Origin of the sequence: Candidatus Poriferisodalis sp. (genome assembly GCF_965204125.1) — a bacterium.
Classification (GTDB): Bacteria; Actinomycetota; Acidimicrobiia; order Acidimicrobiales; family Poriferisodalaceae; genus Poriferisodalis.
On the sequence record NZ_OZ241968.1, the window covers coordinates 967,042 to 987,187 of the forward strand.

At 68.6% G+C, this 20,146-nt stretch carries 15 protein-coding genes; 6 read left to right on the forward strand and 9 right to left on the reverse strand.

Going from position 1 to position 20,146, the window contains the following annotated elements; all coding sequences use genetic code 11:
- Positions 1-31: 31 nt before the first annotated feature.
- From topA to betC, 4 genes are all read right to left on the reverse strand, one after another.
- Positions 32-2,824 carry a type I DNA topoisomerase gene (gene topA, locus ACOGXD_RS04625; RefSeq protein ID WP_419916739.1) on the reverse strand — a complete coding sequence of 931 codons (2,793 nt, stop codon included), beginning with the start codon at positions 2,822-2,824 and terminating at the stop codon, positions 32-34.
- Between the two features lie 66 nt (positions 2,825-2,890).
- Positions 2,891-3,787, reverse strand: a complete 897-nt coding sequence (locus ACOGXD_RS04630; RefSeq protein ID WP_419916740.1) for a DUF368 domain-containing protein — start codon at positions 3,785-3,787, stop codon at positions 2,891-2,893.
- 100 nt (positions 3,788-3,887) lie between these two features.
- Positions 3,888-5,261 carry an ammonium transporter gene (locus ACOGXD_RS04635; RefSeq protein WP_419916741.1) on the reverse strand — a complete coding sequence of 458 codons (1,374 nt, stop codon included), beginning with the start codon at positions 5,259-5,261 and terminating at the stop codon, positions 3,888-3,890.
- Between the two features lie 145 nt (positions 5,262-5,406).
- Positions 5,407-6,900 (reverse strand): choline-sulfatase, encoded by a 1,494-nt coding sequence (betC, locus tag ACOGXD_RS04640; RefSeq protein WP_419916742.1) that lies wholly within the window; start codon positions 6,898-6,900, stop codon positions 5,407-5,409.
- Positions 6,901-7,110: 210 nt separating this feature from the next.
- On the opposite strand from betC, the gene ACOGXD_RS04645 reads away from it, so the two are divergent.
- Together ACOGXD_RS04645 and betA are read left to right on the forward strand one after the other, a co-directional pair.
- Entirely contained in the window at positions 7,111-8,211 is a 1,101-nt protein-coding gene (locus tag ACOGXD_RS04645) for a glycine betaine ABC transporter substrate-binding protein (RefSeq protein ID WP_419916743.1), read from the forward strand.
- Positions 8,212-8,325: 114 nt separating this feature from the next.
- Entirely contained in the window at positions 8,326-10,008 is a 1,683-nt protein-coding gene (gene betA, locus ACOGXD_RS04650) for a choline dehydrogenase (RefSeq protein WP_419916744.1), read from the forward strand.
- On the opposite strand, the gene ACOGXD_RS04655 is transcribed toward betA, so the two are convergent.
- Positions 9,960-10,571, reverse strand: a complete 612-nt coding sequence (locus ACOGXD_RS04655; RefSeq protein WP_419916745.1) for a TetR/AcrR family transcriptional regulator — start codon at positions 10,569-10,571, stop codon at positions 9,960-9,962. The genes betA and ACOGXD_RS04655 overlap by 49 nt on opposite strands.
- 182 nt (positions 10,572-10,753) lie before the next feature.
- Between ACOGXD_RS04655 and ACOGXD_RS04660 the strand changes: the two genes are divergently transcribed.
- The 4 genes from ACOGXD_RS04660 to ACOGXD_RS04675 all read left to right on the forward strand — a co-directional run bounded on the left by ACOGXD_RS04660 (position 10,754) and on the right by ACOGXD_RS04675 (position 14,737).
- Positions 10,754-11,782 carry a quaternary amine ABC transporter ATP-binding protein gene (locus ACOGXD_RS04660; RefSeq protein WP_419916746.1) on the forward strand — a complete coding sequence of 343 codons (1,029 nt, stop codon included), beginning with the start codon at positions 10,754-10,756 and terminating at the stop codon, positions 11,780-11,782.
- A 132-nt stretch (positions 11,783-11,914) separates the two neighbouring features.
- The gene (locus ACOGXD_RS04665) at positions 11,915-13,906 is read left to right on the forward strand and encodes an ABC transporter permease (protein ID WP_419916747.1); all 1,992 of its coding nucleotides are present in this window, start codon (positions 11,915-11,917) and stop codon (positions 13,904-13,906) included.
- A gap of 121 nt (positions 13,907-14,027) precedes the next feature.
- On the forward strand, positions 14,028-14,339 hold the full coding sequence (locus ACOGXD_RS04670; RefSeq protein ID WP_419916748.1) for a type II toxin-antitoxin system Phd/YefM family antitoxin: 312 nt from the start codon (positions 14,028-14,030) through the stop codon (positions 14,337-14,339).
- Positions 14,339-14,737 carry a type II toxin-antitoxin system VapC family toxin gene (locus tag ACOGXD_RS04675; protein ID WP_419916749.1) on the forward strand — a complete coding sequence of 133 codons (399 nt, stop codon included), beginning with the start codon at positions 14,339-14,341 and terminating at the stop codon, positions 14,735-14,737. Before ACOGXD_RS04670 ends, ACOGXD_RS04675 begins: the two co-directional genes overlap by 1 nt.
- Positions 14,738-14,755: 18 nt before the next feature.
- Here ACOGXD_RS04675 and ACOGXD_RS04680 read toward each other — a convergent pair whose 3' ends face one another.
- The 4 genes from ACOGXD_RS04680 to ACOGXD_RS04695 all read right to left on the reverse strand — a co-directional run bounded on the left by ACOGXD_RS04680 (position 14,756) and on the right by ACOGXD_RS04695 (position 20,110).
- Complete coding sequence (locus ACOGXD_RS04680; RefSeq protein WP_419916750.1) at positions 14,756-16,864, reverse strand: sodium-translocating pyrophosphatase; 2,109 nt, start codon at positions 16,862-16,864, stop codon at positions 14,756-14,758.
- A 112-nt stretch (positions 16,865-16,976) separates the two neighbouring features.
- Positions 16,977-18,350 (reverse strand): Na+/H+ antiporter NhaA, encoded by a 1,374-nt coding sequence (nhaA, locus tag ACOGXD_RS04685; RefSeq protein ID WP_419916751.1) that lies wholly within the window; start codon positions 18,348-18,350, stop codon positions 16,977-16,979.
- 230 nt (positions 18,351-18,580) lie between these two features.
- The gene (locus ACOGXD_RS04690; protein ID WP_419916752.1) at positions 18,581-18,961 is read right to left on the reverse strand and encodes an STAS domain-containing protein; all 381 of its coding nucleotides are present in this window, start codon (positions 18,959-18,961) and stop codon (positions 18,581-18,583) included.
- A 24-nt stretch (positions 18,962-18,985) separates the two neighbouring features.
- On the reverse strand, positions 18,986-20,110 hold the full coding sequence (locus tag ACOGXD_RS04695) for an LLM class flavin-dependent oxidoreductase (RefSeq protein WP_419916753.1): 1,125 nt from the start codon (positions 20,108-20,110) through the stop codon (positions 18,986-18,988).
- Positions 20,111-20,146: the final 36 nt, after the last annotated feature.

The following is a 20,146-nucleotide window of genomic DNA, read 5'->3' on the forward strand; positions in this document are numbered from 1 at the left end:
ACTCAGCAGGCTAGAAGCCGGACGCTCCCTGCTATCCCGGTTTCTTCTTGGCAGGCGATTTCTTCGCAGCGCGCTTGCGGGCGGGCGATTTCTTGGCGGCACGCTTCTTCGCTGGAGACTTCTTTGCCGAAGACTTCTTGCGGGCGGGCTGCTTGCGCCGGGCCGCACGCTTCTTCGCCGGGCCTTTGGCACGCCGCATCGCCAGCAGCTCGGCCGCGCGCTCCACGCTCAGCGTCTCGGCATCGTCGCCCTGGCGCAGCGACGCGTTGTACTCGCCGTCGGTCACGTACGGGCCGAAGCGGCCGTCCTTCAGCACCATCGGCTTGCCGCTGTCGGGGTCCTGGCCGATCTCGCGGCCCGCATTGGCCGCCTGCTGGCCCCGGCGGCGGCGGGGCTGGGCGAGAAGCGCCAGCGCCTCGTCCAAGGTGAGCGTGAAGAGCTGCTCCTCCGATTCGAGGCTGCGGTTCTCTGCCTTGGCGTCGCCGACCGGCGCCTTGGTGAGATAGGGGCCGAAGCGCCCGTTCTGCACCGTGATCTCGGCGCCGTCTGCCGGATCGACGCCGACGGCGCGCGGCAGCGTCAGCAGTTGCAGCGCGTCTTCCAGCGTCACGGTCTCGGGCGACTGAGCGGACAGCAGCGAGGCTGTGCGGGGCCGGTCGTCGGTCTCGTCGGGCCGACCCACCGAGACGTACGGCCCGAAGCGCCCGGGCCGCACGATGATGTCGAGGCCGCTTGCCGGGTCGGTGCCCAGCACCCGTTCGGTGGGCGCGGCGAGCAGTTCGAGCGCCCGTTCGATGGTGAGCTCGTCGGGCGCGAGATCGTCCGGCAGCGGCCGGGTGGCATCGCCGCGCCGCAGGTACGGCCCGAAGCGTCCCACCCGCGCCACCACCGACTCGCCGTCGGCATCGGTACCGATCGGGATGCTGTTGATCTCGGCTGGGTCGATGTCTGCCAGCCGGTCGTCGGAGACGAGGTAGCGCAGGCCGCCGGTCGCTTCGGGCGTGGCGGCGCCCTCATCGCCGAAGTAGAACGCCGTCAGCCACGGCTGGGCGTCGCGCTCGCCGCTCGCTATCTCGTCGAGGTCCTCCTCCATGCGGGCGGTGAGCGCGTAGTCGACCAGGTGATCGAAGTGCCGCTCCATCAGTCCCACCGTGGCGAATGCGGTGAACGCCGGCACCAGCGACGAGCCCTTCTTCCACACGTACCCGCGCGCCTGGATGGTCTCGATGATGCTGGCGTAGGTGCTGGGCCGGCCGACGCCCAGCTCCTCGAGCCGCCGCACCAGCGACGCCTCGGTGAATCGGGCCGGCGGGCTCGTGCGGTGCTCGGCAGGTTCCAGCGACACCGCCGTTGCTGCATCGCCCGCGTCGAGGTCGGGCAGGATGCGCTCGGGCTCCTCATCGGCACCGGCCGGCGGCGGTGCGTAGACGAGCCGGAAGCCGGGACTTCGCACCACGGTGCCGGCGGCGGACAGCTCGACGCTGTTGCGCCCGGCCGCCGGCGAGCCTTGCGACAGTGCCGGCGCCAGGTCGCAGGCTGCCGTGCCGGCCAGCCTGATCGTGACGGTCTCGCCGGTTGCATCGATCATCTGGCTGGCCACCGTGCGCTGCCACACGAGGTCGTACAGCCGGGCGGCGTCGCCGCCGAGATCGGTGACGCCGCCGGGCGCCGGCCAGCTCTCGCCGGCCGGACGGATCGCCTCGTGCGCCTCTTGGGCGTTCTTGACCTTGCGGGTGTAGATGCGGGGCTTGGGCGGCAGGTTGTCTGCCCCGTAGCGGCCGGCGACGATCCGCCGTGCGGCGCCGAGCGCCTGGCCCGACAGCGTGGTGCTGTCGGTGCGCATGTAGGTGATGCGGCCGTTCTCGTACAGCCGCTGAGCGGCGGCCATCGTGCGTGAGGCGGAGAAGCCCAGCCGGGCACCGGCCGCCTGCTGCAGCGTCGAGGTGATGAACGGCGCCGGCGGGCGGCGCCGGTACGGCTTGGATTCGCGCGAGGTCACGGCGAACTGCGCCCCGGTCAAGGCACCGGCGAGCGACGCCGCAGCGTCGGCGTCGAGCACCGACACGGAGTCCGCGCGCAGTTGGCCTTGCTGATCGAAGTCGCGACCGGTGGCGATGCGGCGCTCGTTCAACGACACCAGCGACGCGTCGAACCGCTCCGCGGCGCGAGACGAACCAGCACCGGTGCCGGGCTGGGCGTCGAGCGTGGCGGTGATGCTCCAGTACTCGGCGGCCCGGAAGGCCATCCGCTCCCGCTCGCGCTCCACAATGAGCCGGTTGGCCACGCTCTGGACCCGCCCCGCCGAGAGCCGGGGCGCCACCTTGCGCCAGAGCACCGGCGAGACCTCATATCCGTAGAGGCGGTCGAAGATGCGCCGGGCTTCCTGCGCGTCCACCAGCCGCCGGTCGAGGTCGCGGGGGTTGTCGATGGCATCGCGGATCGCCGCGGCGGTGATCTCGTGGAAGACCATGCGCCGTACCGGTATCTGCGGGTTCAGCACCTCGAGCAGGTGCCACGCGATGGCCTCGCCTTCGCGGTCCTCATCGGTCGCGAGGTAGAGCTCATCCGCGGTGCGCAGCAGCGACTTGAGGCGCCGCACCTGATCCCGGGCCGTCACCACATAGAGCGGCTTGAAGCCGTCGTCGGGGTTGACGCCCAGCGTCGCCCACGACTCTGACTTGTAGGCGGCGGGCACCTCGGAGGCATTGCGCGGCAGGTCGCGGATGTGACCCACGGACGACTCCACCACGTACTCGTCGCCCAGCAGGCGCGAGATCGTGCGCGCCTTCGCGGGCGACTCGACGATGACGAGAGAAGTGGCCATGGAGATCCGAGGTGAGCAGCGCCGGACGGTAGCGCAACTGTTTCAGTAAACAGCAGCGGAGTGTGGTTATACCGATGCCTGCCGGGTGCCCAAGCGGTGCAGTGCCACCGCAACGGCCGCCGCAACGGCAGCAGCCACGACGGCCACCGCCAGGTCGGATGCAGGCGGGGCGCCGAGCGCAGCGTTGCCGAATCCGCCGGAGTCCGCGTCGCCCACTGGCCACGGCCACAGCACCCGCAGCGACCCGGCCATCAGGCCCATCAGCACGGCAATCATCGCGTCGCGCCAGCGGTCCAGCAGTCGTTGCAGCAGCCGTGAGAACACGGCGAGGCCGATCACCGCGCCCAGCCCGAACAGCACCACCGTGCCGACGTCTCGATCGGATACCGCTTCAGTGATGGGGTCGTACAGCCCCAGCAGCAACAGCACGAACGCCCCGGAGATGCCCGGCAGGATCATGGCGCAGATCGCCAGCGCGCCCGCTCCGATGATCACCACGGCGGCCGGATCGGCAACGCTGCCGGCGCGAACCCCCAGCAGCAGGAACACCGCCATCCCCACCGTCACGAAGATGACCGCAAGGCCGGTCCGCCAACGGCTCACCTGCGACCGAGTGGTCACCACAGTCACGGCAACAAGCCCGAAGAACGCCGCCGACAAGCCAACCGGCTGCTCATCGATCAGCAGCCGCACCACCTCGACAAGAGCCACGATCGCAACGCCGATTCCCGCCGCCAAAGCAACAAGAAACCCCCACTCCGCCCGACAGACCATGGCGAATGCCCGGCGCAGCCGGCCCCGCAACGCCTGGGAGGCAGCGGCACTCAAGTGCGCTATCTGACCCACCAGCCGGTCATAAATCCCCAGCAGCAGCGCCACGGTCCCGCCAGACACCCCCGGCACAACATCCGCCGCCCCCATAGCCAACCCTCGCGCCAGGTTCGTGAGCGCCCGCCGGAACATCAAGTCGAAGCTAGACGCGGGAAGTCCCCGGGCGATGACCCGGGGACTTCCGCTGACAGCAGAGATGGTGCCGCTGGGCAACTCAGCCCATGGCCGAGTGTCAGCCGCTCGAAACCACGTCGTCCAGCGCCATACCGGGGCCCCCGTGTTCGGAAACGTCGAGACCCACCATTTCCTCCTCCGCCGACACTCGCAGCCCGATGGTGGCCTTCAGGATCCCGAACAGGATCACCGAGGTTCCAATGACCCACGCGGCCACGATCACCACCATCAGGAACTGCACGATCAGCTGCTCGATGCCGCCGCCGTAGAACAGGCCGGCGTTCTCCCGGCCCAGGAACGCATCGTCGTGCGTAGCAAACAGGCCGATGGCGAGCGTGCCCCAGATGCCGGCCGCGCCGTGGACGGCGAAGGCACCGACCGGGTCGTCGATCTTCAGCTTGCGGTCCACGAAGCCGACCACGCCCACCACGATGAGCCCGGCGATGAAGCCGGTGACGATGGCACCCCACGGATTCATCGTGCCGCAGCCTGCAGTGATGCCGACCAGGCCTGCCAGCGCGCCGTTGCCTGCCATCGGCACGTCGGGCCGGCCGGTGCGCAGCCAGTTCAGCGCCGTGGCACCGATCGTGCCGGCACATGCCGCCAGCACCGTGTTCAGCGCCACGAACATCACGAACTCATCGGCTGCGAGCTCCGAGCCGGGGTTGAAACCGAACCAGCCGAACCACAGGATGAACACGCCCAGGATGGCGAGCGTCACGTTGTGGCCCGGGATGTTGCGCGAGGTCCCATCGGCTGCGTACTTGCCGATGCGAGGCCCGAGCATCCAGGCGCCGACGAGCGCAATCCAGCCGCCCACGCTGTGCACGATGGTGGAGCCCGCGAAGTCGCTGTAGACGGCGTCGCCGATCGAGATGTTGGCGATGAGGCCGCCGCCCCAGGTCCAGTGGACCACGATCGGGTAGATGATCGCCGTGGTCACGAGGCTGAAGATGAGGTAGGTGCTGAACTTGGTGCGCTCCGCCATGGCGCCCGAGGCGATCGTGACCGCCGTGGCGGCGAACACGGCCTGGAAGAAGAAATCGGTTGAGCCAGAAAGACCCTCAGTGATGTCGAACAGGTCGACGCCCGACAGGGCGAACGAGCCCCAGCCGAACGCGCTGTTGCCGTCGCCCCCGTAGGCCAGCCCGTAGCCCACCAGGAAGAACGCCAGGATGCCGATGGATGCGTCGGCGAGGTTCTTGGCCATGATGTTGGCCACGTTCTTCGAGCGGGTCAGGCCCGACTCGAGCATGGCGAAGCCGGCCTGCATCAAGAAGACGAGCACCCCGGCGATGAACACCCACAGGTTGTCCATCACGGCCTGCACCATCTCGGCGGACAGCGAGTCGTCCTGCGCGCCGACTGGCCCGGCGAACAGGAACAGGCCGCCGACGGCGCCCGCGATAATGACGAATAGCTTGCGTTTCATGACCGTTCTCCTAGGGATCGGCTCCCGTTGGCTGGCTGACGTGGGGGAACCTAGAAACGGCGTGTTGCGCGGGAGTCACCCCGACATGACCGCTCGATGCACAGCGCGGGTCGGCGCTGTTGCCGAGATGTTTCGGCTGCGTTGCCTAGCTCATGGGGTAGCGGAGCTTGGGGCCGGCTTCGGCCCAATCCATGTGGTCGCGGATGTACTCGTTGGCGGGATCTCGGAGCGGCGAGTAGTCCCAGCCCTCCGCTGCGGCCGCATGCACCACCCGGCGGGCGCGCTGCGAGGCCACCACCTGCTCGCGGATCGCGGCGGAATCCCAGCGCCGGGTGACCTCCGCAGCGAACGCAGCCGACACGTCCGCCAGTTCAGGCGACCCCGCCAGGTTCCGATGCTCAGCCGGATCGGCCGAGATGTCGTACAGCAGCGGCGGATCGGTGTCGCAGTGGATGTACTTGTACCGGCCGCGGCGGATCATGAACAGGGGATGCGAGGTCAGCTCGCCCATGTACTCGCCGACCGTCTCGTCGACCGGATCGCTGCCCCCGGTCGCCGCGGGCCAGAGGCTGCGGCCGTCGAGCGGTGCGCCCAGCTCCGCCGGCGGACCTCCCGCGATGTCCGTCAGCGTGGGGGCCAGATCCAGCAGGGAGCAGACGTTGGGCACTGTGCCCGCAGCGATGTCTGGCCCCGCCATCACCAGCGGGACGCGGGCCGAACGCTCGAAGAACGACATCTTGAACCAGGATCCCCGGTCGCCGAGCATGTCGCCGTGATCGCTGGTGGCGATCACCACCGTGTCGTCGGCGCGGCCGGTCTCGTCCAGCACGCCCAGCAGCTCGCCCAGCCACCAGTCGAAGTAGCTCGTGTTGGCGTAGTAGGCGTGGCGGGCGGTGCGGCATTGCTCCTCGGTCCACCCCCGGGTGTCGGCCTCGATGCCGGTGCGGATGCGCACCGTGTGCGGATCGAACTGGGCGGGCACCGGTCCCGGCAGGTCGATCTGGTCGTGGTCGTAGAGGTTCCACCATTCGGGCCGTGCCACATAGGGGTCGTGGGGGTGGATGAACGCCACCGCCAGGAAGAACGGGCGGTCGTCGGGCTCGCGGGCCAAGTCGTACAGGCAGCGGCGTGTGGCGAAGCCGACCTCGTCGTCGTAGTCGATCTGGTAGGTGGCGAGCGCCTGGCCGGCCCCCGACAGGCTGTCCATGTTGTGGTACCACTTGCCGATCCGCTCGCCGGCCGCATCCCAGTTGGGCGTCCACGCGAAGTTGGCCGGGTAGATGTCGGTGGTGAGGCGCCGGCTGAAGCCGTGCAGCTGGTCGGGCCCGACGAAGTGCATCTTCCCCGACAGCACCGTCCGGTAGCCCGACAGGTTCAGCCAGTGGGCGATGGTGGGGGCAGCGGCGCTCCACTCCGACGCGTTGTCCCAGGCGCCGATCTGCGACGCCGCTCGGCCGGTCATCATCGAGTACCGCGACGGCGCGCACAGCGGCGAATGGCAGTACGCGGCATCGAACCGCACGCCGCGCGCCGCCAGCGAATCCATCGACGGCGTCTGCACCACGGGGTGGCCGTAGGTGCCGGTGAAGTGCGGCGCAAGCTGGTCGGCCATCACGAGCAGAACGTTGGGCGCAGCCATCAGTCGCACAGTACGCCCACCTGAACCGAGCGCGCACCGGTGCGCGGTACTGGCACATTTCGAGCGTGCTATTCTGTCGAAAACCGTCTAAATGGCCTGTTTTGCTCAGGGACGGCTGGGACAGCCGGACCAGCGGCGGGCCGAGTGCTCTCGGGGAGGGCTGCCGGCACCTGCCGGCGACAGGCGGGAGACACACACCGGGGGGTGCCCATGTCCGAAATACGCAAATCCGGCGAACGAACTCGCCCGTCACGACTGCGCCAGAAACGAGGGCTCAGCGGCTGGCAGCTGCTCATTGCGCTGCTTGCAGCCATCGGGCTGCTCGCGGCGGCATGCACGGGCGACGACGGCGACGACGCAGCCGAGGAGCCGGCCGCCACCACCGAGGCGATGGCGGAAGAAGAGCCAGCCGAGATGCCGGCCGATGAGGGTCCGGACCTGGGCTCCCAGACCACGATCACCTTGGCCGCGAATCCGTGGAACGGCTCGGCCCTGAACGTGGCAGTCGCAGCCCAGCTGCTCGAGAGCGAGCTCGGCTACGACGTCGAGATCGTCGACATCGACGAGAACGCCCAGTGGGCTGCGATCAACACCGGCGACATCAGTGCGTCGCTGGAGGTGTGGCCGTCGGGCCACGCGCACAACGTGATCGACTTCATCGACAACGCCGATGCCAACGTGGACCACGCGGGCCTGCTCGGCCCGGTCGGCAAGATCGGCTGGTTCACGCCGACCTACATGATCGAGCGCCATCCGGAGCTGGCGACTTGGGAAGGCTTCGCCGATCCGGCGCTGGCCGGCCTGTACGCCACAGCCGAGACCGGCGACCTGGGGCAGTTCCTGGGCGGTGATCCCAGCTTCGTCCAGTACGACGAGGACATCATCAACAACCTGGGCCTGCCGATGCAGGTGGTCTACGCCGGGTCGGAGGCTGCGATCCTGGCCGCCGTCGACGCTGCCTACAGCCGGGAGGATCCGATCCTCGTGTACCTGTGGACACCGCACTCGGCGTTCAACAGCTACGACCTCACCAACGTGCTGCTGCCCGAGTACAGCGACGACTGCTACGCCACGGCCGACGACGGCGGTGTTAACTGCGACTATCCCGCCGATGTCCTGTTCAAGATCATCGATGCGAGCCTGGCCGAGAACGCCCCCGCAGCTGACGCCTTCCTGCGGGCCATGAACTACGACAGCGCCGACCAGATCTCCATGCTGGCCGCCGTCGAGGGCGAAGGCATGTCGATCGACGATGCCGCTGCGGCGTGGATCGCAGACAATGAGGCAACCTGGAGCGCCTGGCTCGAGTAACCCATCAGCGCTCACTTCCTCCTAGGGCGCTGACCCGTCGGCGTCGGCCTCCCACGGCCGGCGCCGGCGGGGCTCGTCCCGCATGTCCCCAGAGGCTGAGCCGCAGGTGATCCGGTGACCGAACCCCTGTACGACTTCATCATCGTCGGCGGCGGATCGGCCGGCTGCGCGCTCGCCAACCGGCTGAGCGCGGATCCTGCCAACAGGGTGCTGGTGCTCGAGGCCGGTCGCCGCGACTACCGGTGGGACGTGCTCATCCACATGCCCGCCGCGCTGGCCATGCCGATCGGCAACCGCTTCTACGACTGGCAGTACGAGACCGAGCCGGAGCCGCACATGGGCGGGCGGCAGGTGTACCACGCCCGCGGCAAGGTGCTCGGCGGCTCCAGCTCAATCAACGGGATGATCTTCCAGCGCGGCAACCCAGCCGACTACGACAAGTGGGCCGGCCGGCCCGGCATGGCCGCGTGGAGCTACCGGCACTGCCTGCCGTACTTCAAGCGGATGGAGACCTGCCTGGCCGGTCCCGATGACTGGCGCGGCGGCGACGGCCCGCTGGTGCTCGAGCGGGGCCCGGCCACCAGCCCGCTGTTCGAGGCCTTCTTCGACGCCGTGCAGCAGGCCGGCTACGAGCTGACCGCCGACGTGAACGGCTTCCGCCAGGAAGGCTTTGCAGCGTTCGATCGGAACATTCACCGCGGCCGGCGCCTGTCTGCCTCACAGGCCTACCTGCACCCGGTGATGGGGCGCCGGAATCTGGAAGTCCGTACCGGCGCGCTGATCGGCCGGGTGCTCTTCGACGGCAACCGGGCAACCGGTGTCGAGTACCGGCAGAAGGGCCGGCGGGGCCGCACACGGGTCGCCCGGGGCGGCCACGTCATCCTGTGCGCGGGGGCGTTCGGCTCAGCGCAGCTGCTGCAGCTCTCGGGCGTGGGCTCCCCCGCACTGCTCGGCCAGCACGGCATCGGTGTGGTCTCGCCCCTGGACGGCGTGGGCGAGAACCTCCAGGACCACCTCGAGGTGTACATCCAGTACGCCTCGAAGCTCCCGGTGTCGATGCAGCCCCACCTGCGGCGCTGGCGCCACCCGTGGATCGGCCTGCAGTGGCTGGCGCGGCGGGGACCGGGGGCCACCAACCACTTCGAGGCGGGCGGCTTCGTGCGCAGCAACACCGACGAGGCCTACCCCAACCTCATGTTCCACTTCCTGCCGCTGGCCGTGCGCTACGACGGCTCAGCACCGGTCAGCAAGCACGGCTACCAGGTGCATGTAGGACCGATGTACTCCGATGCCCGCGGCTGGGTGCGCATCAGCTCAACCGATCCGGCCGCCAAGCCGGCGATCCGGTTCAACTACCTGTCCACAGCCCAGGACCGGCGCGAGTGGGTCGAGACCGTGCGTGTCACCCGTCACATCATGAACCAGCCCGCCTTCGCGGCCTACAACGACGGCGAGCTGTCGCCCGGCCCAGGCACTCAGTCCGACGACGAGATCATGGACTGGGTGGCACGCGACGCCGAGACGGCGCTGCATCCGGCGGGCACGGCACGCCTTGGCACCGACGAGCTGGCCGTGACCGACCCGTCGACCATGAACGTGCTGGGCACGTCGGGTCTCAGCGTGGTGGACGCCTCGGTCATGCCCACGGTCACCAACGGCAACATCTACGCGCCGGTCATGATGATCGCCGAGAAGGCCGCCGACCTGCTGCTCGGAAACGAGCCGCTCGCGCCGCTGGACGTGCCGGTCTACGGCCCGGCTTGCGGGGGTTCCGCGCCCGGCGCCTCGCCGTCGTGACCGGCGCTGTGACTGGCGTCGTGATCGGAGATCATCGCCGAGACGAGGTCGAGCACCTCGTGGCGCTCCGCCTTGGTCGGGGGTGCGAGGCCGAACAGGTCGATCAGCCAGAGTCCGTCGCCCACGATGCGTGCGAGCAGGCCGGCGGTCTCGGCCAGCTTGTCGTCGTGCATGAGACGCTCCTGCCAGCGCTCGAACGTCGCCCGCGTGTTGGCCAGCAGCTCGTCGTCGAGCGCCGCCGCCGCCAGGATCGACGCCGAGGTGTCATCGGCGGCCTTGTACGGCTCGCGCACGTAGTCGAGGTAGGCGAGCGCGAACGTGCCGCGGGCAGCGGGATCGGCGGCCCGGAACCGCGCTTCCCGTATGTCCAGCTCGTCGTCGAGGACGGCGAGCGTCTCGTCGAGCAACCCGGCCATCAGGGCGTCCTTGGAGCCGAAGTGGTAGAGGAAGCCGCCCTTGCTGACGCCGGCCGCTATCGCGACCCGGTCGAGCGTGAGGTTGGCCGCGCCGTCGGTGCGGATGACCTCGATGGCCGCCTGCAGGATGCGCTCGCGGGTCTGCACGGCGCGCTCTTGCACGGGGCCCGATCTCAAAGCCGCGCTGTCCGCAGCAGTCGGCGTTGCGTCGCTGTCACCGGATGTCGCTTCGGGGGGGCGAGATCGTGCCACAGTCAGCACAGCGTATCGACACGCCAAACCCGTCCAAGCAGACGGTAACGCGGCACACGGGGGCAATGGGGGCAGCCATGGAGCCGATCGTCACGGTCAGCGGCCTGTGGAAGATCTTCGGCAAGAAGGTCGACGCTGCCCGTGAGCTGGCCGCCGAAGGCGCCGACCGGGAGCAGATCCAAGCCGAGACAGGCTGCCTGGTGGCGGTTCGCGATGTCACCTTCGACGTGCATGCCGGCGAGACGTTCGTGGTGATGGGCCTGTCGGGCTCGGGCAAGTCCACGCTGGTGCGCTGCGTGTCGCGCCTGATCGAGCCCACCTTCGGCCACATGGAAGTGTGCGGAACCATCCTGGCCGATGCCAGCGACACGGCATTGCGCGAGCTGCGCCGCAGCAAGATGGCGATGGTCTTCCAGCACTTCGGCCTGTTCCCCCACCGGCGAGTGGTCGACAACGTCGCGTACGGGCTGGAAGTGCAGGGCGTTGCGCGTGACGAACGCCATGAGCGGGCGCGCGAGGTGCTCACCACCGTGGGGCTCGACGGCTGGGCCGACCACTACCCCCAGCAGCTCAGCGGCGGCATGCAGCAGCGAGTCGGGCTGGCACGTGCCCTGGCTGTGGAACCCGAGGTGCTGTTCTTCGACGAGCCGTTCTCGGCGCTCGACCCGCTCATCCGGCGCGACATGCAGGACGAGCTGGTGGCGCTGCAGATCGAGCTGCAGCGCACCATCGTGTTCATCACTCACGACTTCGCCGAGGCGCTGCGGCTGGCCGACCGGATCGCCATCATGCGGGACGGGGCCTTCACCCAGGTGGGGACGCCGCTCGAGATCCTGACCCAGCCCGCCGACGACTACGTGCGGGCTTTCACGCAGGACGCGCCGATCGCCAAGGTGCTCCCCGCGTGCTCGCTGATGCGGCCGGTCGGCGACGTCGCAGTGGAGCAGAGCTGGCCCCGCACCACTGAGACCGCCACGCTCGAATCGGCCCTGCCGTTCCTGCTGTCGGAGCATCGCCCGGTCGTGGTCTGCAACGCCGAGGGCGACCCCCTGGGCCTGCTCCACCAGGACGATGTGGCAGCGGTGCTGGAGCAGAACCTGCGATGAACCAAACCGTCATCAGCGACGCTCCAGCACCGCCATCAAACACAGTGCTGGAGCAGAACCTGCGATGAACCAAACCGTCATCAGCGACGCTCCAGCACCGCCATCAAACACAGTGCTGGAGCAGAACCTGCGATGAACCAAACCGTCGCCGAGCCTGGTGCCAGCGCCAGCGCACCCGCCTCCCGGCGACGGTCGCCATTCGCCGTGGCGCTGGCGGCCGCCGCGGTCGTGCTCGTGATCATCGGCTTCGTCGCATCGGTCGGCGCCTTCCCGGAGTCGTGGAACCTCGGCCTGGCCGACCCCATCGATCGCACGCGGCGCTGGCTCATCAACAACCAGACGTCCCACTGGCTGTACACGGTGCTGCTGAACCCGCTGACTGATCTCGCCGATGCCGGCATCCGCCAGCTCGAGGCGATCCTGCGGTGGTTCCCGTGGTACGTGTACCCGGTTGTCTGCGGCCTCGGGCTGTGGCGTGTGCGCGGCCGTGTGGCGGGCGCGCTCGGCTTCTGCGGCGTCGTGCTCATCGGCATGACCGACCTGTGGCAGCAGGGCTTCGCCACGCTCGCGCTGATGGGCGTGGCGGTGTTCCTGTCGCTGCTGGCCGGCATCCCGCTGGGCATCGCCGCTTGGCGCAACGACCGGTTCGCCGGCGTGCTGCGCCCGACGCTCGACGCCATGCAGACCATGCCCGGGTTCGTCTATCTCATCCCGTTCGTGCTGCTGTTCGGCATCGGGCGCGTGCCGGCGCTGATCGCGACGGTCATCTTCGCCCTTCCCCCGGTGGTGCGACTCACCGACGTGGGGCTGCGCAACGTGCCCGGGCCGATGGTGGAAGCCTCGGAGATGTTCGGCGCCACTGACCGCCAGACGCTGCGCCTGGTGAGGATCCCCGCCGCTCGCCCGGCGATCCTGGCGGGCACCAACCAGACCACCATGCTCGCCATGAGCATGGTGGTGATCGCTGCCTTCATCGGCTCGGGCGGTCTCGGCCAGGACGTGCTGCGAGCCATGCGCGACATCGACGTCGGCGAGGCCTCCGAGGCGGGCATCGCCATCGTCATCATGGCGATCATCCTGGACCGATTCACCCGGGGCATCGCCACGCTGGGCGAGCGCGGCCGCGGCCCCCGCACGAATGGGCATGCAAACGGCTCGCTGCGGGCCGCTGACACCGTGGCGATCCGCTGGATCGGGGCCGCCACGGCGCTGGTGGCGCTGGTCGGCGGCATCGTCGGCCACAACACGTTCCCCGAATGGCTGCAATGGCACTACGCGCCGTATGTCAACGACATCACCGACTGGGCGCGCGACAACCTCTACGACATCGGCAACTCGGGCATCGGCACCGGACCGCTCAGCGACTTCATCACCGTCTACATGGTGACGCCGCTGCGGGAGCTGCTCTCGTCGGGCATTCCCTGGCCGGCCATGATCGGGCTCGGCGTGCTGGGCGGCCTGCTGGCTCGTGGCGTCACGCTGGGGCTTGGCATCGGCATCGCACTGTTCCTGATCGGGTGGCTGGGCATGTGGGAGCTGTCGATGGACACGCTGGCTCAGACGCTGGTGGCCGTGGCCGTCACGCTGGCCATCGCAGTGCCGCTGGGAATCCAGGCCTCCCACAGCGATCGCTTCCAGCGACTGATGGACCCGGTGCTCGACTTCCTGCAGACCATTCCCAGCTTCGTGCTGCTGGTGCCGGTGATCACGCTGTTCCACGTGGGGCGGATCCCGGGCATCATCGCCTCGGTGGTATATGCGCTGCCGGCTGCGGTGCACTACACCGACCTGGGGCTGCGCCGGGTTCCCGCCGAAGTGCACGAGGCCGCCACGAGCTTCGGCGCAACCCGCTGGCAGCGCCTGCGGCGCGTGGAGCTGCCGCTCGCGGCGCCCGAGCTGATGGTGGCGGTCAACCAGGTGATCATGCTGGTGTTGGCCATGGTGGTGATCGCCGGGCTGGTCGGCGGCGGCGGGCTCGGCCTCGAGACCGTGAACGCGCTGCGTCGCAGCGACGCCGTGGGCCGGGGCTTCGAGGCCGGCATAGCGATCGTGTTGCTGGCAGGGATCCTCGACCGCCTCACCAGGGGCGTAGCAGACCGCCTCCGCCCACCCGCCGCCACCTGAGCAGCGAATGACCGACGGCTGCGGCACCACCGCCACTGATCGCTGACGACTTAGCGGTGCGCGGTCGTTTGTGACTACAAATTGGCTTGATGTAGTCACAATTGGCGAATAGTGTGGTCATATGAGCAGTGAGGCAGCAAGCACCGATATCGGCATCCGGGAGCTAAAGGCGAAGCTGTCGGAGTGCGTGCGGCGGGCTGCCGGCGGCGAGCGCCTCATCGTCACCGACCGGGGCCGGCCGGTGGCACAGCTCACCCCGCTGGACCCCTCGACGCTGGACGACCTCGCACGCATCGAGCAGGGCGTCGCCGAAGGCTGGATCACGCCCGCCAAGCGGCGCGGCGGGCTCAAGCACTTCGATCCGCCGCAGCCAATCCCGTCCAGTTCAGGACTCACCATCATGGAGGTGCTCGACGAGGATCGCGGTGACTGATGCTCTACGTGGAGTCGAGCGCTCTCGTCAAGCGCTACGTGGCCGAACCAGACTCTGACATCGCTCTGCGGTTCATGGACGCTGAACCGACGCTCGTGACCTCACGTCTTGCCGAAGTCGAAGTGCGCCGCAATCTCGTGCGCCTTCTGGCCGGGTCAGAGCTGGCAGACAAGCGCCGCGACTTTCGACGTGATCTCACCGCGTTCGACATTGTTGTTCTTGACGAACACGTATTCGAGGACGCGGCTGGGATTGCTGAGGAGACGCTGTGCCGCTCGCTCGACGCGATCCACCTGGCGGCTGCCCGACGGGCGAGCCCGAATGCGACCGTGCTGACGTTCGACCGGCGTCAGGCAGAAGCGGCCCGCGCCATCGGCATGGCCGTCCTCGGCGCCTGAGGGGCGCAGCAGGACTGGCTAGAGGAAGGCGGGGACGAAGACCAGGCTGACGATGGTCATCACCTTGATGAGGATGTTCATCGCCGGGCCGGAGGTGTCCTTGAACGGGTCGCCGATGGTGTCGCCGACCACCGCCGCCGCATGGGCATCGGTGCCCTTGCCGCCGTGCGCGCCCGCCTCGATGTACTTCTTGGCGTTGTCCCAAGCACCACCCGAGTTGGCCATGTAGATCGCGATCAGGAAACCGGTCACCACCGCGCCGGCGAGGAAGCCGCCGAGCGCGTTCACGTCGATGAAGCCGATGACCAGCGGCAGCACCACCGCGAGACCGCCCGGCAGCAGCATCTCGCGCAGGGCCGCCTGGGTGGAGATGTCCACGCAGCGGCGGCTGTCGGGCTTCACGCCCGGCTCGCCCTCGCGCAGCCCCGGGATCTCGGCGAACTGGCGGCGGACCTCCACGATCATCGCCTGCGCCGCCCGGCCCACCGAGGACATGGTGAGCGCCGCAAAAATAAACGGCGTCATGGCGCCTAGGAACAGGCCGATCGTGACCGCCGTGTCGTTGATGTCGAGGAACACCTGCTCGCCGGCAGTCAGGCTGAACGACTTGAACAAGGCCAGCGCCGTGACCGCAGCCGAGCCCACGGCGAAGCCCTTGGCCACCGCCGCGGTGGTGTTGCCCAGCGAATCGAGACTGTCGGTGACGCCGCGCACCTCGGGCGGCAGCTCAGCCATCTCGGCAATGCCGCCGGCGTTGTCGGCGATGGGCCCGTAGGCGTCCACGGCCACGATCACGCCGGTCACCGCGAGCATGCCGATGGCCGCCAGCGACACGCCGTACAGCCCGATCACATCGCCGGCCTCGCCGAACGCCAACCCGCCGAACAGGTACGACAGGCCGATCATCGTCACCACCAGCGCCACGGCGGGCAGCGTCGAGAGCTTGCCCTGCGCGATGCCTTCGATGGTGACGGTTGCCGGGCCTGTCTCGGACTGCTGGGCAATGCCCTTCACCGGCCGGAAGTGCTCAGAGGTGAAGTACTCGGACGTGAAGCCGATGGCCCAGCCGCCGAGCAGCCCCACGATGATGGTGAACGCCAGGAAGATCGGGGCGCTGAGCTCGTAGCTGCCCACGGTCGGGCTGCCGCTGAACAGCACCAGCGTGCCCACGATGGCAAACACCACCGTGAGCGCCATGGCCACGTACTGACCGGTGTGCAGCTGCCCCGACAGACTGCGGCCCTCCCGGCCCCGCACGAACAGGGCGCCGACGATCGAGGCGATCATCCCTAACGCGCCAATCAGAATCGGGTACATCAGCAGCCCTTCGGCGTCGCCGAAGCTGCCGGCCAAGCTGTCGCCCTCGAGGAACACCGGCACCAGCAGCGAGGCCAGCACCACCGGCGCCACGATCGACCCGGCGTACGACTCGAACAGGTCGGCGCCCATGCCGGCCACATCGCCCACGTTGTCGCCGACCGCGTCAGCAATGGTGGCCGGGTTGCGGGGATCGTCCTCGGGAATGCCGGCCTCCACCTTGCCCACCAGGTCGCCGCCGACATCGGCCGCCTTGGTGTAGATGCCGCCGCCGATGCGGGCGAACAACGCAATCGAGCTGGCACCCAGCCCGAATGCAGCTACCACCTGGAAGGCCTGGTCGACGCCCAGCCACTTCACCCACAGCAGGTAGTTGATCGAGATGCCCAGCAGCGCCAGGCCGGCCACGCTGAAGCCCATGACGGCTCCGCCCTTGAACGCCAACGGCAGCGCCTTGGCAGCGCCCTGTCGGGCCGCATTGGCCGTGCGGGTGTTGGCCGCAGTGGCGATGCGCATGCCGATGAAGCCCGCCACCGACGACAGCACCGCACCCATCAGGTAGGCGAAGCTGGCTGCCGGGCGCCCGTCGATGGGCACGATCAGCAGCAGCACGAACATCGCCGCCACGAAGACCGACACCCACCGGTACTCCCGGCGCAGGAACGCCATGGCGCCCTCGCGGATGGCTGCGCCGATCTCACGCATCAGCTCGGTGCCCTGGTCGGCCCGCAGCACCACCTTGGCGAAGTAGTACGCCAGCAGCAGCGCCAGCACGGAAGCGATCAGGGCCAGATACGGAACAGCAGTCACATGGGCCTCCAGGGGCACATCGAAATCAGGTCAAGTCAGGTCAGATCAGGACCAGGTCGAGTCAGGACCGGGTCACGCCGGGATGGCTCGGGGGAGTATGCCGGACCGCGGCTCAGGATGCAGAAGTCCCGTCGTGGGAGTGGTGCTCGGTGGGCGGGACTTCGGTGTGAGCACCGCGCTTGCCGGAGAACCACAGCAGCGCCAGCGCAGCCCCGCCCGCAGCACCCGAGGCGACGAGAATGCCGATCTTGGCCAGGTCGGTGATGCCGCCGTCGTCGAAGGCCAGCCCAGTGATGAAGATCGACACGGTGAAGCCGATGCCGGCGGCGAAGCCCATGCCCACGAACTGCGGCCAGTTCATCCCTTCGGGCAGGCTGAAGCCGAACAGGGTCGCCACCCACGTGAACGCTGCGATGCCGAGCGGCTTGCCGACAACCAGTCCCAAAATGACGCCCCAGGTGACCGGCGAGCCGGCGGCTTCGGTCACCGTGTCCACCGAGAGCGGCACGCCGGCATTGGCGAGCGCGAAGATCGGCACGATCAGGAATGCCGTGAACGGGTGCAGCAGCGATTCGAGCCGTTCGGTCACCGGCACCGATTCCTGCACCAGGAACGACGCCTGGTGAACCTGCTCGACACTGGGATCGTCGGGGAGATGATCCACCATGTCCTGGGCCTTCGCACGGTCCAGCAGCGGCTTGGCGGGTGTCAGCAAGCCGAGCACCACGCCGGCGATGGTGGCGTGCACTCCCGACTCCAGCGTGGCGTACCAGATCACGAGGCCGATCACCCAATACACCTCGAGCGCCCACACCTTCATCAGCGCGAGCATCCGCACCAACACGGTCAGCACGACGGCCACCGCCAGCCATCTGAGGTCCAGATCGCCGGCGTAGAAGATCGCGATCACCGCGATGGCCCCGATGTCGTCCACGATGGCCAGCGTCAGCAGGAACAGCTTGAGGATCGGGGGCACGCGCGAGCCCAGCAGCGCCACGACGCCCACCGCGAAGGCGATGTCGGTGGCCATCGGGATGCCCCAGCCCGAGGCGGCTTCCCCTGTCGGGTTGAACACCACGTAGAACAGCGCGGGCACGACCATGCCGCCGATAGCGGCAATCGCCGGCAGCGTCGCGGCACGAACGCTCGAGAGGTACCCGGTCACCAGCTCGCGCTTGATCTCGAGTCCCACCACGAAGAAGAACATCGCCATGAGGCCGTCGTTGACGAACGCTTCCAAGCTCAGCGGGTGGACGTGGTAGCCGCCGACGGTCAGGTCGATCTCGGTGTGCCAGAAGTCGAAGTAGCTCTGGCTCCACGGCGAATTGGCCCAGATGAGCGCCGTGGTCGCGGCCACCAGCAACAGCACGCCGCTGGCGACCTCGCGATGGACGAACCTGAGGATCGGCTGGGCCACGAACCGGGCCAGCCACCTGTCGCCGCCTGCGAATGTCTCGCGCTGGAACAGGTACTCCGGACCCGCCATATCGCCGCACAGGATAGGTGCCGCTACGAGGGGTGCCTTGCCGCGGAGCGAGTCGTCCGCGGCGGACGGGGACGCTTCAACCGCGCGGGCCGGTGCGCCCGCTCAGAAGCTGAGCCGGTAGGCGAAGCTGTGGCCCGAGCGGCCCGTGAGCGAAGCGAACAAGAGCGGGAAACAACTGGTGCCACAACGGAGAGGCGAACCTATCCGCGCGGCTCCGCAGGCACCTGCACCTAGTGGTTCGAGTGCGCTGCTCCGGAGATGTGCGCGAGGGCGGCTTGCAGTTCAGCCCCGGTCTCGAACAGCGGTGCGACACCGGTCTCGGCCAGCGTTGCGGCCACCTCGGGTGATGCGACTACGAGCGCCGTCGCGCCCCCGGCGTTGTGGCAGCGGCGCCGAGCATCGAGCAGCACACCGAGCACGACGGGGTGCAGCACGCTCACGTCGGACAGGTCGATCACGAGCCGCGGCTGCGGGCCCGCTGTCGCCAGCGCCGAGCGCAGCGCACGGTCCAGCGACGCGATGGCGGCCAGATCGAGCTCCCCGCGGGGCGTCACCACCACAGCCGCGGTGCCGTCGGCGGCTGTCACCGTGTGCTCAGCGATGCCCAGCATCAGGGCGACTCCCAAGCTGACGGCTCACGCAAAGCGGGGCATCACCTTGTCGCTGATGAGCTCGAGCGAGGCGTTGATCTGGTCGGCGGAGTGGATGCCCTGGGGCACCAGGAAGAACGCTTCCTCGACGCCGAGCACCGTCTGCGCCTCCTCGATCTGGCGGCTGATCGTGTCGGGGCTGCCGACGAGCTGCAGCGGCATGCCCTGGCCGAACTGGATGGCCCACTGGTTCCAGAACCACTCCATGTCGGCAAACTGCGCCCAGGCTTCCTCATCGGTGGGCGCGCACACCGCCACGCCGCCCCAGCCGCACTCGTGCCCGCGGGGCTTCTCCACGCCGTGCTGCGCGGCCTCGGTGCGGTACGCCTGCCACAGCTCCTCGCAGAAGTCCATCTTGTCGCTCAGCACGATCGGCGTGCCCCCGTAGCGCGCCCAGAAGACCGCCGAGTCCATCGACATGGTGAACCCGCCGTACAGGGGCGGGTGCGGCGACTGCAGCGGGCGCGGGGCGATGCCCACCTCGTGGATCGTCATGTCGGCGTCGACCCCGGCGCCGTAGTCGGAATAGACGGTGTGCGTGTGCGGGTTGACATTGTCGTTGGGGAAGCGCCAGAACTCGCCCTCATACGAGAACGTGTTGTTCTTCAAGGCGGTGAGCACCACATCGACGAACTCCTCGAAGAAGCGGCGGTTGTAGGCGTCTTCGTCGGTGCCGCGGTTCCACTTGCCCACCGCGGCCAGGTCGGGGCGGATCTTGAACTGGTCCACCCAGCGGTGCTGGTAGCCGCGCACCACGCCGAAGCAGAGCCGCCCGCCGGTCATGTGGTCGAGGGTCGCCACCTGCTCGGCGACACGCATCGGGTTGTGCGTGGTCGACACGTAGCCGCACGCGATCGGCCGCAGCCGGCTGGTGTGCTGGGCGATCCAGCTCGCCATCAGGTTCAGATCGTTGGAGATCTCGAAGCCCTCGATCTGCAGGTGGTGCTCGGGGTGACCGAAGCCGTACCAGCCGTTCTCGTCGGCGAAACGCGCGATCTCGGCAATCTCGCCGAGCATCCGTTGGTAGTAGTCGTTGTTGAGCCCTGCGAGGCCGGCTTCCAGCTCGTGGCGCCGGCCGATCGTGCAGTACATGAACAAGCTGAACTTCACTCCGGCCTCCCCGCCGTGCTGATCGGTCGCCTAGGT

Coding starts and splice junctions, on each gene's coding strand:
- topA (WP_419916739.1), bottom strand. CDS start 2,824: ATGGCCACTTCTCTCGTCATCGTCGAGTCGCCCGCGAAGGCGCGCACG.
- ACOGXD_RS04630 (WP_419916740.1), bottom strand. CDS start 3,787: ATGTTCCGGCGGGCGCTCACGAACCTGGCGCGAGGGTTGGCTATGGGG.
- ACOGXD_RS04635 (WP_419916741.1), bottom strand. CDS start 5,261: ATGAAACGCAAGCTATTCGTCATTATCGCGGGCGCCGTCGGCGGCCTG.
- betC (WP_419916742.1), bottom strand. CDS start 6,900: ATGGCTGCGCCCAACGTTCTGCTCGTGATGGCCGACCAGCTTGCGCCG.
- ACOGXD_RS04645 (WP_419916743.1), top strand. CDS start 7,111: ATGTCCGAAATACGCAAATCCGGCGAACGAACTCGCCCGTCACGACTG.
- ACOGXD_RS04660 (WP_419916746.1), top strand. CDS start 10,754: ATGGAGCCGATCGTCACGGTCAGCGGCCTGTGGAAGATCTTCGGCAAG.
- ACOGXD_RS04665 (WP_419916747.1), top strand. CDS start 11,915: ATGAACCAAACCGTCGCCGAGCCTGGTGCCAGCGCCAGCGCACCCGCC.
- ACOGXD_RS04670 (WP_419916748.1), top strand. CDS start 14,028: ATGAGCAGTGAGGCAGCAAGCACCGATATCGGCATCCGGGAGCTAAAG.
- ACOGXD_RS04675 (WP_419916749.1), top strand. CDS start 14,339: ATGCTCTACGTGGAGTCGAGCGCTCTCGTCAAGCGCTACGTGGCCGAA.
- nhaA (WP_419916751.1), bottom strand. CDS start 18,350: ATGGCGGGTCCGGAGTACCTGTTCCAGCGCGAGACATTCGCAGGCGGC.
- ACOGXD_RS04690 (WP_419916752.1), bottom strand. CDS start 18,961: ATGCTGGGCATCGCTGAGCACACGGTGACAGCCGCCGACGGCACCGCG.